15 protein-coding genes are annotated in these 15816 nt (G+C 69.0%); all 15 read right to left on the minus strand.

Annotation, left to right across the window (positions count from 1 at the left end; genetic code table 11):
- Positions 1-8 precede the first annotated feature (8 nt).
- The 15 genes from M9980_RS06895 to M9980_RS06965 are packed head-to-tail and all read right to left on the minus strand — an operon-like array spanning position 9 to position 15690.
- Positions 9-896: a cell division protein FtsQ/DivIB gene (locus M9980_RS06895; protein WP_250754710.1), complete on the minus strand. Its 888-nt coding sequence runs from the start codon at positions 894-896 to the stop codon at positions 9-11.
- On the minus strand, positions 893-1816 hold the full coding sequence (locus tag M9980_RS06900; RefSeq protein WP_250754712.1) for a D-alanine--D-alanine ligase: 924 nt from the start codon (positions 1814-1816) through the stop codon (positions 893-895). Before M9980_RS06900 ends, M9980_RS06895 begins: the two co-directional genes overlap by 4 nt.
- Positions 1813-2916: a UDP-N-acetylmuramate dehydrogenase gene (gene murB, locus M9980_RS06905; RefSeq protein ID WP_250754714.1), complete on the minus strand. Its 1104-nt coding sequence runs from the start codon at positions 2914-2916 to the stop codon at positions 1813-1815. The genes M9980_RS06900 and murB overlap by 4 nt, the downstream gene beginning before the upstream one ends.
- Complete coding sequence (locus M9980_RS06910) at positions 2889-3083, minus strand: hypothetical protein (RefSeq protein WP_250754715.1); 195 nt, start codon at positions 3081-3083, stop codon at positions 2889-2891. Before M9980_RS06910 ends, murB begins: the two co-directional genes overlap by 28 nt.
- Positions 3080-4489: a UDP-N-acetylmuramate--L-alanine ligase gene (murC, locus tag M9980_RS06915; protein ID WP_250754717.1), complete on the minus strand. Its 1410-nt coding sequence runs from the start codon at positions 4487-4489 to the stop codon at positions 3080-3082. The genes M9980_RS06910 and murC overlap by 4 nt, the downstream gene beginning before the upstream one ends.
- Positions 4486-5580 carry an undecaprenyldiphospho-muramoylpentapeptide beta-N-acetylglucosaminyltransferase gene (gene murG, locus M9980_RS06920; protein ID WP_250754719.1) on the minus strand — a complete coding sequence of 365 codons (1095 nt, stop codon included), beginning with the start codon at positions 5578-5580 and terminating at the stop codon, positions 4486-4488. Before murG ends, murC begins: the two co-directional genes overlap by 4 nt.
- Positions 5581-5586: 6 nt before the next feature.
- A complete protein-coding gene (locus M9980_RS06925) occupies positions 5587-6798 on the minus strand; it encodes an FtsW/RodA/SpoVE family cell cycle protein (protein WP_250754721.1) in 1212 nt (403 codons plus the stop codon).
- Positions 6795-8090: a UDP-N-acetylmuramoyl-L-alanine--D-glutamate ligase gene (gene murD / locus M9980_RS06930; RefSeq protein ID WP_250754723.1), complete on the minus strand. Its 1296-nt coding sequence runs from the start codon at positions 8088-8090 to the stop codon at positions 6795-6797. The genes M9980_RS06925 and murD overlap by 4 nt, the downstream gene beginning before the upstream one ends.
- On the minus strand, positions 8087-9157 hold the full coding sequence (gene mraY, locus M9980_RS06935; protein WP_250754725.1) for a phospho-N-acetylmuramoyl-pentapeptide-transferase: 1071 nt from the start codon (positions 9155-9157) through the stop codon (positions 8087-8089). Before mraY ends, murD begins: the two co-directional genes overlap by 4 nt.
- Complete coding sequence (locus M9980_RS06940) at positions 9157-10554, minus strand: UDP-N-acetylmuramoyl-tripeptide--D-alanyl-D-alanine ligase (protein ID WP_250754726.1); 1398 nt, start codon at positions 10552-10554, stop codon at positions 9157-9159. Before M9980_RS06940 ends, mraY begins: the two co-directional genes overlap by 1 nt.
- The gene (locus tag M9980_RS06945) at positions 10551-11966 is read right to left on the minus strand and encodes a UDP-N-acetylmuramoyl-L-alanyl-D-glutamate--2,6-diaminopimelate ligase (RefSeq protein WP_250754728.1); all 1416 of its coding nucleotides are present in this window, start codon (positions 11964-11966) and stop codon (positions 10551-10553) included. The genes M9980_RS06940 and M9980_RS06945 overlap by 4 nt, the downstream gene beginning before the upstream one ends.
- Positions 11963-13672 (minus strand): peptidoglycan D,D-transpeptidase FtsI family protein, encoded by a 1710-nt coding sequence (locus tag M9980_RS06950; RefSeq protein WP_250754730.1) that lies wholly within the window; start codon positions 13670-13672, stop codon positions 11963-11965. The genes M9980_RS06945 and M9980_RS06950 overlap by 4 nt, the downstream gene beginning before the upstream one ends.
- Positions 13669-14253, minus strand: coding sequence for a hypothetical protein (locus M9980_RS06955; protein WP_250754732.1), 585 nt, complete (start codon positions 14251-14253; stop codon positions 13669-13671). The genes M9980_RS06950 and M9980_RS06955 overlap by 4 nt, the downstream gene beginning before the upstream one ends.
- Positions 14254-14269: 16 nt before the next feature.
- Complete coding sequence (gene rsmH / locus M9980_RS06960; RefSeq protein ID WP_250754734.1) at positions 14270-15202, minus strand: 16S rRNA (cytosine(1402)-N(4))-methyltransferase RsmH; 933 nt, start codon at positions 15200-15202, stop codon at positions 14270-14272.
- The gene (locus M9980_RS06965) at positions 15199-15690 is read right to left on the minus strand and encodes a division/cell wall cluster transcriptional repressor MraZ (protein WP_250754735.1); all 492 of its coding nucleotides are present in this window, start codon (positions 15688-15690) and stop codon (positions 15199-15201) included. The genes rsmH and M9980_RS06965 overlap by 4 nt, the downstream gene beginning before the upstream one ends.
- Between the last annotated feature and the right edge of the window lie 126 nt (positions 15691-15816).

The raw sequence follows: 15816 nt of genomic DNA on the forward strand, positions 1-15816 counted from the left end.
GCGCCCGGTCAGGCGCCTTCCCCCGTGATCGCCTTGCTCTGCGATCCGCTCGGCATGCGCAAGACCATCCGGCTCGCATCGCGCATGTCGAAGCGGATATATCCCTTGCCCAGCAGTCGGTCGGTACGGTCGAGCTCGGCGAATTTCGCCAAGGCCTTGGCCGCCGCCGCCTCCCCCTCGGGCAGCGCCAGCCGCTCGCCGCTGTCGAACAGCAGGTCCCAGCGCCGGTCACCGACCCAGGTGGCCGCCTTCACCAGCGATTTGAGCGCCGGGGCCGACTGCATCAGCGCCTGATATTGCGGCTCGCGCTCGTTGGCGCCCTCCCCGATCACCAGCGGCAGCGCGGGCATGGCGTCGGGCGACACCGGCTCCAGCGGCTTGCCGGTCACATCGATCAGCATCAGCTGTCCCTGGCTCTGCCAGATCGCGACCGGCTCACGCTCGACGATGTCGATGACGAGCGTGTCGGGCAGCCGCCGCGAGACGCGCGCGTCCGCAATCCACGGATAGTCGAGCAGGCGCGACCGCACTTCCGACAGGTCGATCAGCGGCATCGCCCGGCTGCGCTGGTCGAGCGCGACGGCATAGACCGTCATCCGCTCCATCCGATTGAGCCCCGTCACCTCGATCTGCTCGACGCGGAAGCCCGCCCGCCCGACGCTTTCGGCAACCGCGGTCCCGATCGTGCCGGGGATGCCGAGCCACGACGCCATCGCGATCAGCACGGCACAGGCGACCGCGAACATCGACCAGCCGGTGGTCTTGCGCAGCGTCTGTTCGCTGACCGGCAGCGCGGCGACCGCCTTGTCCATCAGGCCGATCTTCTTCGCAGGCTTGCGCCCGCGCGTCGGCTGCGCCTTGCGCTTCAGGGTGCGGCTCGCGGGCGCGCGGCTCATTTGCCGAGTGCCTCGTCGACGATCCACTGGACCAGCTCCGAATAGCTGATGCCGCAATGTGCGGCCTGTTCGGGGACGAGGCTCAAGGGCGTCATGCCGGGCTGGGTGTTGACCTCGAGCAGGAACAGCCCGTCCACGCCCCGATCGTCGTCCCAGCGGAAATCGGAGCGGCTCGCGCCCTTGCAACCGAGGATACGGTGCGCATCGACGGCGATCCGCTTGCACGCATCCGCAATCTCGTCGGGGATCTGCGCCGGGAAGACGTGATCGGCCAGCCCGTCGGTGTATTTCGCGTCGAAATCGTACCAGCCCGTCTTCGGGCTGATCTCGGTCACGCCCAGCGCGCGATCGCCGAGCACCGCGGTCGTGAGTTCGCGCCCGCGGATATAGGGTTCGGCCAGCAGTTCGGCGAAATCCTGCCACGGCCCCGCGACGTCGCGGCCGATCGGGTTGCCGTAATTGCCGTCGTCAGTGACGATCGCGACGCCGATCGAGGAGCCTTCGTTGACCGGCTTCAGCACATAGGGGCGTGCCAGCGGGTCGCCGGCGAACACCTCCTCCGACCGCACGATGCGCCCGCCCGGCATCGGGATGCCGTGGGGGACGAGCTGGTTCTTGGTCAGCACCTTGTCCACCGCGATCACTGACGCGGCGAGGCCGGAGTGGGTGTACGGGATGCCCATCAGGTCGAGCATGCCCTGGACGGTGCCGTCCTCCCCCGGCGAGCCGTGGAGGGCGTTGAACACGACGTCGGGCTTCGCCTCCGCCAGCCGCGCGGCGACGTCGCGGTCCATGTCGATCCGCGTCACCCGGTGCCCGCGCTGCTCCAGCGCATCGGCAACGCCCGCACCCGACATCAGCGATACGGGCCGCTCGCCCGACCAGCCACCCATCAGGACGGCGACGTGCAAGGCCTTCATAGCCCTCTCCCCTCGGGGAGAGGGTTGGGAGAGGGGGCGGCGCCTCGCAGAGAGGACGGTGCGTGTGACGGCCCCTCTCCCCGATGGGGAGAGGGGGAAGAAGAAGAATCCACCCCCACCCGCTGGATTTCCCATTCGAGTTCGACGCTCGACTGCGCCTTCACCTTCGCCCGCACCTCGTCCCCCAGCCCCTCGATATCCGCGCTCGTCGCCTGCCCGAGGTTCAGCAGGAAGTTGCAGTGCTTCTCGCTCACCTGCGCATCGCCGCGACGCAGGCCGCGACACCCGGCCGCGTCGACCAACGCCCAGGCCTTGTGCCCCTCGGGGTTCTTGAACGTCGATCCGCCGGTTTTGGACCGCAGCGGCTGCGACGCCTCGCGCGCGGCGGCGATGCGGTCCATTTCGGCCTGGATCGCGGAGGGCTCGCCGGGTTCTCCCTGAAACGTCGCCGATACGACGATCGCGCCATCTGGCAACGCGCTGTGGCGATAGGTGTAGCCAAGCTCGCCGAGAGCCAGCGTCCGCCGCTCGCCTGAGCGCAGCACGACCTCGCACGATGTCAGCACGTCGCAAACTTCGCGGCCATAGGCTCCGCCATTCATCCGCACGAATCCGCCGACCGTGCCGGGGATCGAGCGCAGGAATTCGACGCCGGCAATCCCCGCATCGCGCGCGGTCGAGGAGACGAGGATGCCACTGGCCCCGCCGCCGCAGGTCAGCGAATTTTCGTCGGCGACGACCTTCGCGAACGCCTTGCCCAGCCGCACGACGACCCCCGGCACCCCACCGTCGCGGACGATCAGGTTCGAGCCGAGGCCAAGACCCATGACCGGAACCGACGGGTCGAGATCGCGCAGGAATTCGCAGAGATCATCGACATCGGCAGGCTCGAACAGCCACTCCGCCGCGCCGCCCGCCTTGAACCACACCAGCGGGGCGAGGGGAGCGTTGGGGGTGAGCTTGCCCCGCACTGTCTTATCCCCGTTCGTTTCGAGCGTAGCCGAGAAACCAGCGCCGGGTGCCGGTTTCTCGACTTCGCTCGAAACGAACGGATCGTGGATGGCGGCTGCCGTCACTTCCACCCCCACAGCGACGCCCATCTGTTCCACGCCTGCAGGTTCGCTTTCGCCGCCTTCTGCGATTGGGCCTGCGCGGCCATCATCTGGCGACCCATGTCGAGCGCCTTCTGCGCGGCGTCCATCTGCGCCTGCTGCGCGCGCAGGATTTCCTGCTGGAAGGCTATCGCGGTGGAGAAGAAATCGCTCATGCCGCCCGCACCTTCTCGATTGCCGTGGCCAAACCCGCCGCCCATTTGGTGATGTCGCCCGCACCCAGGCAGATCACCTGATCGCCCGCCGAAAGATCGCCCGCCAGTACCTGCGCCAGCGCATCGGCATCCGCCACGGTCGCGGCGGCGCGGTGTCCGCGCAGCTTCAGCCCGGCGACCAGCGCATCGGCATCGACACCCTCGACCGGCACCTCGCCCGCGGCATAGACCGGCGCGACATAGACGACGTCGGCGTCGTTGAACGCCCCCTGGAAGTCGTCCATCAGATTGCCGAGCCTAGAATAACGATGCGGCTGGACCACCGCGATCACGCGGCCCTGCGCGCTCTCCCGCGCCGCAGACAGCACCGCGCGGATTTCGACCGGGTGGTGGCCGTAATCGTCGATGATCGTCGCGCCGGCCACCTCGCCGACCTTGGTGAAGCGCCGCTTCACGCCCGAAAACGCGCCAAAGCCCTTGGCGATGGTCGCGTCGTCGAGGCCCAGCTCGAGCGCTACGCCGATCGCGGCCAGCGCGTTCTGCACGTTGTGGCGCCCCGGCATCGGCAGGTCGACGCCCTCGATCGACCGGGTCGATCCGTCGCGGTGGCGGATGATCGCCTCGAACCGGTTGCCGCCGGGATAGGGGGTGACGTTGACGCCGCGCACGTCGGCGCTCGCGGCGAAGCCGTAGGTCACGATCCGCCGGTCGCGCACGCGCGGGATCAGCGCCTGCACCTCCGGGTGGTCGAGGCACAGCAGCGCCGCGCCGTAGAACGGCACGTTCTCGACGAACTCGACATACGCGTCCTTCGCCTTTTCGAAGCTGCCGTAATGGTCGAGGTGTTCGGGATCGATGTTGGTGACGACCGCGATCGTGCCGTCGAGGCGCAGGAAGCTGCCGTCGCTCTCGTCGGCCTCCACCACCATCCAGTCGCTGGCGCCCAAACGCGCGTTCGAACCGTAGCTGTTGATGATGCCGCCGTTGATGACGGTCGGGTCGACCCCGCCGGCATCCAGGATCGCGGCGATCATGCTGGTGGTGGTGGTTTTGCCATGCGTGCCCGCGACCGCGACGGTCGATTTCAGCCGCATCAGTTCGGCGAGCATTTCCGCACGGCGCACGACCGGGATCCGGTTCGACAGCGCCGCCTCGACCTCCGGGTTACCGCGCTTGACCGCGGTCGACGTGACCACGACCGCAGCATCGGCGACGTTCTCGGCGGCATGGCCGATCGTCACCGCAATGCCGCGTTTGCGCAGGCCGTCGACGACATAGCCCTCGGCGACGTCGCTGCCCTGCACCTGATAGCCGAGATTGTGCATCACCTCGGCGATGCCCGACATGCCGATGCCGCCGATCCCGACGAAGTGGATGACGCCGATGTCGGTCGCGACGCCCTTCACTGTGACAGCCCCTCGACCAGATCGGCAAGATCCGATGCCGCCTTCGGACGTCCGCAACCCTTCGCGCGCGCCGCGGCATTCTGGAGCGCGGAAGTATCGAGCCCGAGCTTCTGCATCTGCTTGGCGAGTTCCTGCGGCGTGAAGCGTGGCTGTGCGATCGTCCGCGCGCCGCCCGCCGCGGCAATCTCGCGCGCGTTGGCGGTCTGGTGGTCGTCGGTGGCGCCGGGCAGCGGCACCAGGATCGCGGGGCGCCCCGCCGCGGTCAGCTCGGCGATGGTCGATGCCCCCGCACGCGCGATGACCAGGTGCGTCCACGCCAGATGCTCGGGCAGGTCGGGCAGGTACGTCGCCGTCTCGGCAGGGATGCCGTGCTCGGCATATTTGGCGCGCACCGCGTCGATATCCTCGATCCGCGCCTGATGCGTCACCTGCAACCGGCTGCGGAAGTGGAGCGGCAGCAGCGCGAGGCCGTCGGGCACGACGTTGCTCAGCACGGTCGCCCCCTGGCTGCCGCCGGTGACGAGCACGCGGAAGATGCCGTCCTCGTCGATCACCGGATAGGGCCGCTCGCGGATGTCGAGGATGGAGGTACGCACCGGATTGCCCACCAGCCGCACCTTGCCGGCCTGCTTCGCCGAAATGCGGGCGACGTCGGCGTAGGAGGTCGCGATCGCCGCGACGCGCCCCGCGACCAGCCGGTTTACGCGGCCCAGCACCGCATTCTGCTCATGGACGATCGCCGGAATCCCGTCGGCGAAAGCGCCCAGCAATGCGGGCAGCGCCGGATAGCCGCCGAAGCCGATCACCGCCGCCGGCTTGAACGTCCGGTACAGCTCCCGCGCCATCGCCCGCCCGCGCCACATCTGCCGCGCGGCCTTCGCCCAGCCGATCGGCCCGCCCGACAGGCGCCCGGCCGGCAGCACATGCGTCTGGATGCCGTCGAACAAATCGGGGAAGCGCGCCCCGCGCTCGTCGCTGACCAGCGCGACGCGGTGGCCGCGGCGCGACAATTCGGCGGCCAGCGCCGCAGCCGGGACCATATGCCCGCCGGTACCACCGGCGGCGAGGACGTAGTGACGCGAGATTCCCATGACTCCCTATCGCACGATATAAGGCGAACGGTGGAGATACGGGTTTCTGCGCGTGAAGGCGAGCAGCAACCCCATGCCGATCGACAGCGCGATCATCGACGACCCGCCGTAGCTGATGAAGGGCAAAGTCATGCCCTTCGACGGGGCCAGCCCGGTGTTGACCGCCATGTTGATCGTCGCCTGCACCCCGAATTGCGCGGCGAGGCCGGCGGCGGCGAGGACGCGGAACGCATCCTCCTCGTCCAGCAGCTTCACGAACACCCGCACGACGATGGTCAGGAACAGGACGGCGATGATCGCGCAGGCGAGCAAGCCGAATTCCTCACCCACCACCGAATAGATATAGTCGGTATGCGCCTCGGGCAGGCGGAACTTGGCGACGCCGCCTCCCGGACCGGTGCCGGTCACGCCGCCTGCGGTGATCGTCGCATGGGCCATGTCGGTCTGGTAATGGTCGGCCCCTGCCCCGCCGTGATCGGGGAACAGGAAATTATCGATGCGGATGCGCGCGGTGTCGTAGAAGACATAGGCCGCGACCACGCCGGCCGCGCCCGCGCCGACGAACCCGCCGATGATCCGGGACGACACGCCCGACACCATCAGCAGGATCATCCACACGCTGCCGAACACGATCGTCTGCCCGAAATCGGGCTGGAGCATCAGCGTCGCGCCGACGAGGCCGGTCAGCGCGAGCGTCACCGGCACCATCGGCAGATCGGGATCGCGCGCGCGCAGGCTGAGCATCCAGGCGATGCTGACGATGAAGACGGGCTTCAGGAATTCCGACGGCTGGAACTGGGCGATGCCCATTCCCAGCCACCGCTTCGCGCCGTTCACCTCGACGCCGATGATCGGGGTCGCCAGCAGTGCCAGCAGGAAAAATGCCGCCATGCCGAGCGCGAAACGCCGCGCGAGCGACGTCGGCATCATCGACACCAGCAGCATGACCGGGATCGACAGCCCGACCCACATCGCCTGCCGCCAGAAATAATACATCGGCGCGATCTGGTGCGAGCCATCCGAATAGCGCCGCGCGGTCGCGGGGCTCGCGGCGGCCACTGCGATCAGGCCGATCGCGATCAGCAGGAACGCGAGCAGCAACAGCACGCGGTCGAGTTCCCAGAACCACATCGCCACCGGTCCGCGGTTGGCGCGACCCAGCCGTTCCTCGACCCGGCCGCGGAGGCCCCGGGCATCGTCGCGCGTCGCGCCGGTCATGCCAGCGCCTCCACTGCGCGGCGAAACCGGTCGCCGCGATCCTCGAAATTCGCAAACTGATCGAAGGAAGCGCACGCGGGTGAGAGCAGCACGGTGTCACCGGGGGCGGCGTTGGCGGCGGCTTGGCGGACCGCCTCGGCCAGCGTTTCGTTTTCGGTCACCGGCATGTCATCGGCCAGCAGGCGCGCGAACATCGGCCCGGCCTCCCCGATCGTATAGGCGCGGACTACGTGGCCGAAGCCTGCGCGGCAGGCGTCGAGGTCGTCGGTCTTGGCCTGCCCGCCGACGATCCAGTGGACGCGGTCGAACGCAGCAAGCGCAGGTGCGGTCGAGGTCGGGTTGGTCGCCTTGCTGTCATTGACGTACAGCACGCCGCCCTTCGTCGCCACGCGCTCCATGCGGTGCGGCAGGCCGGGAAAGCTGGCGAGGCCGGCGTCGATCGCGGCGTTCGATATCCCCAACGCCTCGCACGCCGCGATCGCAGCGAGCGCATTCTGGGCGTTGTGCGGCCCCTGCAACGCCGGCCATTTCGACTGGTCGAGGCAGACGCCCGGCGCGATCTTCGTGACATCCTCGGCGCGACCCGAGCGGGACACCTGCCGAGCGACGGCGGCGGAGGCTTCATCGCCGATGCCAACGATCGCGGCATGGCCGGCGGACTGCATCGCGAACAGCCGCGCCTTCGACGCGGCATAGGCGTCGAAGCCGTCGTAGCGGTCGAGGTGGTCGGGGGTGATATTGAGCAGCACCGCGACGTCGCAGTCGAGGCTGTGGGTCAGGTCGATCTGGTAGCTCGACAGCTCCAGCACATAGACCCCGCCTTCAGGCAACGGATCCTGCCCCAGGATCGGCAGACCGATATTGCCGCCCAGCCGCGTCGGCAGCCCCGCGCTCTCGCAGATATGCGCGATCAGCGCGGTGGTGGTCGACTTGCCGTTGGTGCCGGTGATGCCGACGACGCGGTGTGCCGGCAGGCCGGCGCGCGCCTGGGCGAAGAGTTCCATGTCGCCGATGATCGGGGTGCCCTGTTCACGAGCCACTTCCGCGAGTGGGAGGCGGTTGAGCGGCACCCCCGGCGACAGGACCAGTCCGTCGGCCTCGAACTCCTGCCAGTCCGAAAAGTCGTCCATGAACAGTGCATCGCCTGATAACGCAGCGCCCTTTGCCTTGTCATCGTCCCAAGCCAATACCTCCGCTCCACCCGCCAACAGCGCGCGCACCGTCGCCGCGCCCGAGCGCGCCAGCCCGAGCACGGCGTACCGCTTCCCCGCCCAGGCGGCGCTCGTAATCACCGGAGCTTCAGCGTCGACAGGCCGGCGAGCGCCAGCACCAGCGCGATGATCCAGAAGCGGATGACGACGGTCGGCTCGCTCCAGCCCAGTTGCTCGAAATGATGGTGGATCGGCGCCATGCGGAAGATGCGCTTGCCGGTGCGCTTGTAAAAGAACACCTGGATGATGACGGACAGCGCCTCCACAACAAACAGCCCGCCGACGATGCCCAGCACCAGTTCGTGGTGCGCGACCACCGCGATCGTGCCAAGCGCGCCGCCCAGCGCCAGGCTGCCCGTGTCGCCCATGAAGACCGCGGCCGGCGGCGCATTGTACCAGAGGAACGCGAGCCCTGCGCCGACGATCGCGCCGGTGAAGATCGTCAGGTCGCCCGCCCCCATCACGTGCGGGATGCCGAGGTAGGTCGCGTATTTCACGTTACCGGCAAGATAGGCGATGATCATGAAGGTGACGCTGGCGATGATGACCGGCATCGTCGCGAGGCCGTCCAGCCCGTCGGTCAGGTTCACCGCATTGCCGAACGCGACGATCGTGAACGCTGCGAACACGATGTAGAACGGCCCCAGGTCGACCTTGAAATTGCTGAAGAACGGCACGTACAGCTCGGTGCCGTTGTGCTGGGTGATGAGCCACGCTGCCGCGCCCGCGATCACGAACTCGCCGAGCAGCCGCACCCGTCCCGAGACGCCCGCGGTGCTCGCCTTGCGCACCTTGTCATAGTCGTCGAGGAACCCGATCATCCCGAAGCCGAGCGTCACGAACAGGCACGCCCAGACATAGGGGTTGGCCAAGTCCATCCACAGCAGGATCGACACGCTCATCGCGGTCAGGATCATCAGCCCGCCCATCGTCGGCGTGCCGACCTTGGCCAAGTGCGTCTGCGGGCCGTCGCTGCGGATCGGCTGACCCTTGCCCTGCCGCACGCGCAGCCAGCCGATGAACTTCGGCCCGATGATCCAGCCGATGATGAGCGCGGTCGCCACCGCCCCGCCTGAGCGGAAGCTCAGGTAGCGGATGAGGTTCAGGACCCCGGGAAAGCCGAGGTGCTCGGCGATCCAGTACAGCATCAGTCGGCCACCCCTGCCCCATGCCGGTCCCGGAGTGCGGCGACGACCGCCGACAACCCGATTCCGTTCGAACCCTTGACGAGAACCGCATCCCCCGGCGCCAGCACCGCCATCAGGCGGTCGCGCGCGGCTGCGGCGTCGGGCACATGGACGAAATCCATCCGCCCCTCAAGCACTTCGGCCAGCGCCGCCATCTCGTCGCCAACCAGTATGACGTGGGAAAGCCCCGCCTCGTCGATGGGGCGTGAAAGACCTGCGTGATAGCGGTCGGAATCGTCGCCCAGTTCGCGCATCCCGCCCAGCACCGCCAGCCGCCGTCCCTTTTCGGCGCCGAGCACCGCAAGCGTCGCACGCATCGAACTGGGGTTGGCGTTGTAGCTCTCGTCGATGACCAACGCCTCGCCGCCTGCGACCCGCGCCGCAAAGCGCGCGCCGCGTCCCGGCAGCCCGGCCATGTCGCCCAAGGCAAGCCCGGCAAGCCCTAGGTCGCTGCCCGCGGCATCGACTGCGGCCAGCACCGCCATCGCGTTCGACACCCAGTGCGCGCCGGGCTGCGACAGGGTGAAGCTCAGGTCGCGGTCGTGGACGCGCGCCGACACGAAGGTGCCGCCGCTCGCCACCGGCATCGTCTCGATCGCGCGGACGTCGGCGCCGGCGCCGCTGCCGAACGTGACGATCCGCCCCGCGTGCGGGCGCGCCGCGGCGATCAGCCGGTCGCGGTGCGGGCTGTCGAAGGGCACGATCGCGGTGCCGCCCGGCTGCAATCCGGTGAATATCTCGCCCTTGGCGTCGGCAATCGCCTCTTCGCCCGAGAAGAAAGCAGTGTGCGCCGGCGCGATCGCGGTGACGACGGCGATGTGCGGTCGCACCATCTGGGCCAGCGCGGTCATCTCGCCGGCATGGTTCATCCCCATCTCGAATACCCCAAACCGGGTGTCGGCGGGCATGCGGGCGAGGCTCAGCGGCACGCCGGTATGGTTGTTGTAGCTCTTGACCGACCAGTGCACACGCCCGGGATGCGCGCGGGCGAGGCACGCGGCGAGCGCCTCCTTTGTGCCGGTCTTGCCGACCGAGCCGGTCACACCGATGACCACCGCATCGGCACGCGCGCGAGCGGCGCGGCCCAGCGCCTCCAGGGCGGGCATGGTGTCGTCGACGAAGACGCTCGGGTAGCTGGTCGGCACGCACACCAATGCGCCCGCCGCGCCATACTCATACGCGCCGCCCAGGAAGCGGTGACCGTCGGTTTCCTGGCCGGTCAGCGCGACGAAGAGATCGCCCTTACCAACCTCCCGCGAATCGAAAGTGATCCCGGTCGCCGCGAACTCGGCATTGGCGGTACCGTCGGTGGCGGCGGCGATTTCCTCGGCGGTCCAGAGCGGGCGAGCGGCGGTCATGCCGCGCAATCGCGCACCACGGCGACGTCGTCAAACGGCAGCACCAGGTCACCGACGATCTGGCCCTGCTCGTGCCCCTTGCCCGCCAGCAGCACGATATCCTCGGGCCCGGCGATGGCGACGGCGTGGGCGATGGCGGCGCGGCGGTCGCCTATCTCGAACGCTCCGGGCGCCCCGGCAAGCACCGCGGCGCGGATCGCAGCGGGATCTTCGGAGCGGGGGTTGTCGTCGGTGACGATCACGACGTCGGCCCCGGAAGCAGCGGCCTGGCCCATCGGTTCGCGTTTCCCTGCGTCGCGGTCCCCGCCCGCGCCGAACACGACGATCAGCCGCCCCGTCACATGCGGCTTGAGCGCGGCGATCGCGGCGTCGAGGGCATCGTGGGTATGCGCGTAATCCACATAGACCGGCGCGCCGCTGCGCGTGATGACCGCGCGCTCCAGCCGTCCGCGCACCGGTGCCAATCGCGAGAGCCCCGCCAATGTCTGCGCCACATCGCCACCGGTCGCGATGACGAGGCCGGCCGCAGTCAGCGCGTTCGCCGCCTGATAGGCGCCAATCAGCGGCAGGTTGACCTGATGCGTCCGCCCCTCCGCCTCGATCGTCAGCCCCTGCCCCAGCAAAGTGGGCGTGCGCCCGGTCAGGCGCAGTGTCTCGCCATGCGTGCCGACCGAGATCAGCCGCAGCCCGCGCGCACGCGCCAGGTCGATGACCGGATCGGCATTGGGATCGTCCGCCCACACCACCACCACGCCGTCGTCGCGCACGACTTCGGCGAACAGGCGGAGCTTGGCGGTCAGGTAATTCGCCATGTCGCCGTGATAATCGAGGTGATCGCGGCTGAGGTTGGTGAAGGCGGCGGCGGTGACCGGCAGCCCCTCGGTCCGGTATTGCGACAGGCCGTGGCTCGACGCCTCGAACGCGAGGTGGGTGACGCCCTCGCGCCCCAGCCCGGCGACGTTCGACAGGAAGGTGACGACATCGGGCGTGGTGAGGCCGGTCGTCACGCGGTCGTCGGCGGTCGTTACCCCCAGCGTCCCGATCGACGCGGCATGATGCCCCGCCATCCGCCACAGCTGGCGCGTGAGTTCGACCGTGGAGGTCTTGCCGTTGGTGCCGGTGACCGCGACCGTCGTTGCGGGAAACGGCGCGAAATAGCGCGCGGCGAGTTCGGCGAAGCACGCGCGAGGGTTGTCCGTGGCGATATGCACCGCTCCGTCGACCACCGCACCCGGTCGCGCAACGACGGCGATCGCACCGCTGGCGATGGCGGCGGGAATGAAATCCTCGCCGTTGACGCGCGCACCCTCGAACGCGCCGAAGATCGTGCCCGGCGCCACCTTGCGGTGGTCGATCGCGAAGCCGGTGACCGTCTCGCTCTCGCCGTGACCGGTGAGCGCGCCCAGCCTCATTCCGCCGCGCCCAGCTTCTCGCCCGGCGCCCGCCACAGCAGCGGCGTGATGTCGGACAGGTCGACGTCGCGGCGCACGTCGGGCTGCACGCCCAGCAGCGGCCCGGCGCGCATGATGAAGCGGCTGACCACCGGTGCGGCGGTCCAGGCGGCGGTCGTCAGGCCGAAGCTTTCGGCATTTCCCTTGGGCGAATCGAGCATGGCGATCACCACATAGCGCGGTGCGTCCATCGGGAAAGCTGCCGCGAACGTCGATACGTTGACGTGTTTGGAATAGCCGCCGACCCCCGGCTTCTCCGCGGTGCCGGTCTTGCCGCCGACGCGGAAGCCCGGCGCCTCGGCCTTCTTGCCGGTGCCGTCGGTCACGATCAGCCGCAGCAGCTGACGCATCCGCGCGCTGGTCGATTCCGAGATGACGCGCCGGCCAGATGCGGCCTGGCCCGGCGCAACCTTCATCAGCGTCGCCGGGCGCCAGATACCGCCGTTAACCAGCGAGGCATAGGCGCTCGCCAGATGCAGCGGCGTCACCGCGATGCCGTGGCCGTAGGCGGTCGTCATCGTCGTCGTGCGCGCCCAGAATTTGGGCCACAGCGGCCGCGCCTTCTCGATCTCGATATCGGGCGCGGTGTCGAAGCCGACCTTGCGGAACATCGCCGACAGCTTTTCCTTGCCCATCTCGTCCGCGATCCGTGCGGTCGCGATGTTCGACGAGTGGATCAGCGTCTCGGGGATGTTCAGCCAGCGGTTCTGGGCGTGATCGTCCTTGATCTTGAAGCGCCCGACCTGGAGCGGCTGGGTCGCATCGAAGCGTCGCGACATCGAGGTGACGGTGCCGGTATCGATCGCCGCCGCCATCGCGATCGGCTTGAACGCGGAACCGAGCTCATACACGCTCTGCGTCACATTGTTCAGGATGCCGCCCTCGCCCGCTTGCACCTTGTTCGGGTTGAAGCTCGGCAGCGACGACATCGCCAGCACTTCGCCGGTGTGCACGTCGAGCACCACGCCCGCCGCACCTGCCGCCTGGAAGCTCGCCATCGCGCGCCCGAGTTCGTTCTCCAGCGCACCCTGCACGCGCAGGTCGATCGACAGCGCCGCGGGCGTCCCGCGCAGCGCGGGATCGTTCAGCCGGTCGTCGAGCACCTTCTCGACGCCGCGCACGCCCGAGCGGCTGGAGTTGAGATAGCCGAGCAACTGCGCGCCGATCGTCCCCTGCGGATACAGGCGTTCGGGCTCGCGGGCGAAGGTGATGCCGGGATCGCCCAGCGCGTTCACCGCCGACACCAGTTCGGGCATCGCGCGGTGCTTCAGATAGGTGAAGCGGACGCCCGAATTCAGGATGCCGAGATACTGGCTGGCGTCACGTTCCGGGATCAGCTCGGCCAGCCGCATCGCCAGCTGCACCTTGTCGCCGATCACGTTCTGCGGCTGGATGCCGATCGACCAGGCGTCGATCGTGCGGGCCAGCGGCGCGCCGTTGCGGTCGACGATGTCGCCGCGCAAGGGGACCAGCGCCGCCGCCGCGTCGCGCGACGTCGCCGGCTGCGCCGACAGAGCCATCCACCCCAGCTTCCCGATCACCAGGCAATTGGCGAAGGCGAACAGCAGCATCAGCACCATCAGGCGCTGGTGCGCGACGCTGACCAGCGAATGCCGGCCGGCCTCGCGGCGGCGATCGCCGCTGTGGGGGGCGACCAGGACGATCAACGCATCGCCACGCGTTCGGCGCGCGCGCTGGACGTGAGGTCGCCGAGCGTGGAGTCGCTCAGCAGGCGGCGCTCGACCATCGCAACGGCCTGGATCGGACGCGGGCGCGGCGCCGCGCCGGCGGGAACGGTCGCAACGGCCTTGCGGATCGCCGGCTGAGGCGCGGGCGCCGGTGCCGCGACTGCCGCTGCCGGAGCGCCGGCATCGAACGACGCCGCCTGGATCGCGGCGGGCTGTACGGTCACCGCCGCCGGCACCACCGCTGCGGCGAGCCGCGTCTCACCACCGCCCAGCGGCTGGAGCGAAGCGAGCGCCATGTCGCTGGCGAGATACTGCTCGGGCCGCGGCGCCGACAGCGCCAGCACGTCGCCGTTCCACCGCTCGAGCTGGTCGTGGTTGGCGCGCGTGTCGAACTCGGTCTCGAGCGTGCGGATGTCGACCTTCGCCTGAAGGATCGCGCGCTCGACTGATTCCACTCGGCCCCGCTCGGCCGCGACCTGCGACGATACCATGTAGCACGCCGGCGACACCGTCGCGAAGCAAAGCAGGTATCCGAACCCCTTGAATCCGCTCACCGCCATCGCACCAACTCCCTCTTTACGCCCACGCCGCGGCTGCCGTGCGCCGCGCTACCCGCAAGGTTGCGGACCGCGCGCGCGGGTTGCGCGCGGTCTCGTCGTCTCCGGCACGCACGGCGCGCGCAGGTGTCTCGAATGTCGGCGCGTCCGCCGCCGCCACAGCCGGGCGATGCCGCGACCCTGCCGGGGTGCCGCCGCTGCGCTCGCGAAAGAACCGCTTCACGACCCGGTCCTCCAGGCTGTGAAACGTCACCACGGCCAGTCGCCCGCCCGGCTTCAGCACGCGCTCCGCCGCCGCCAGCCCGTCGACCAGCTCGTCGAGCTCGCGGTTCAGGTGGATGCGGATCGCCTGGAAGGTGCGGGTCGCGGGATCCTTCTTGTCGTGCGGCTTGTGGCCCAGCGCCTTGCGCACGACGGTCGCCAGCTCGGACGTCCGGGTCAGCGGGCGCGCGGCGACGATCGCGCGGGCGACGCGGCGCGACTTGGGCTCGTCGCCGTACTGATAGATCACGTCGGCGATCGCAGCCTCGTCGGCCCCGTTCAGGAAATCGGCGGCACTCTCGCCCTCCTGACTCATGCGCATGTCGAGCGGGCCGTCGGCCTGGAACGAGAAGCCGCGTTCGGCACGGTCGAGCTGCATCGACGACACGCCGATGTCCATCACCACGCCGTCCACTTGCGCAGCGTCGCGCGTGTCGAGTTCGGCCTCCATCGCCGAGAACGGCGCGGCGATCAGCGTCAGCGCGCCATCGGCGCTGTCGACCAGCGGCTGCCCCTCGGCGATGGCGTCGGGATCGCGGTCGAACGCGAACACCCGCGCACCCTGGCCGAGAATGGCCCGCGTGTAGCCGCCCGCGCCGAAGGTCGCATCGACATGCGCTTCACCGGGCGCGATGGCGAGCGCGGCGAGCACTTCGTCGAGCAAGACGGGAATGTGCGGCGCGGCGGTCATGCCCGCACCTTGCGATTGGCCATCAGGTACGCGCAGCGACGGCGCGTGACCGGGCTGACGCCCTCGGTCGTCGCCATCAGCACGTCGGGGTTCCAGATGTTGAACGTCTGCGCGTCGCCGGAAAAGAACGCCCAGCCCGGCGTCTCGATCTGCGCTTCGGAGCGGAAGAACTCATCCAGCACGAACCGGCCGCTCGGGTCGAACGGGGCACGATCGACATCGGAGAAATCGGCGTTGCGCTTCTGGGCGATGGCGCGGACGTCGGCGTCGGGGCTCTGCATGTCGCGCTGGATCTGGGCGAAATTGATCTTCGACCAGCCGAGGTCATAGGCGCGCAGGCACGGCAGCAGCGGGTGGATGCCGATGACGATGGTGCGGGCTTCGGAATTCTTTTCGAACGTGGCGCGGAAATCGGCGGGGATGGCGACGCGACCCTTCGCATCGACCCCCTGCAACGCGCTGCCCTCGTAAAGTTCGAAGTCGTTCACGCCCGTTCGCCCCGTCGAGTGGCAAGCGTCTCCCGTTTCCGAAAACGGCCCCTCGCCGCCTTCGAATCCACGCGCAAACACGGGAGAGTGCCCCTCTGCAATTGGGTTAACTCAACGCCGCTTTCG

The sequence above is a fragment of the Sphingomonas donggukensis genome, assembly GCF_023674425.1.
Lineage (GTDB): Bacteria > Pseudomonadota > Alphaproteobacteria > Sphingomonadales > Sphingomonadaceae > Sphingomonas > Sphingomonas donggukensis.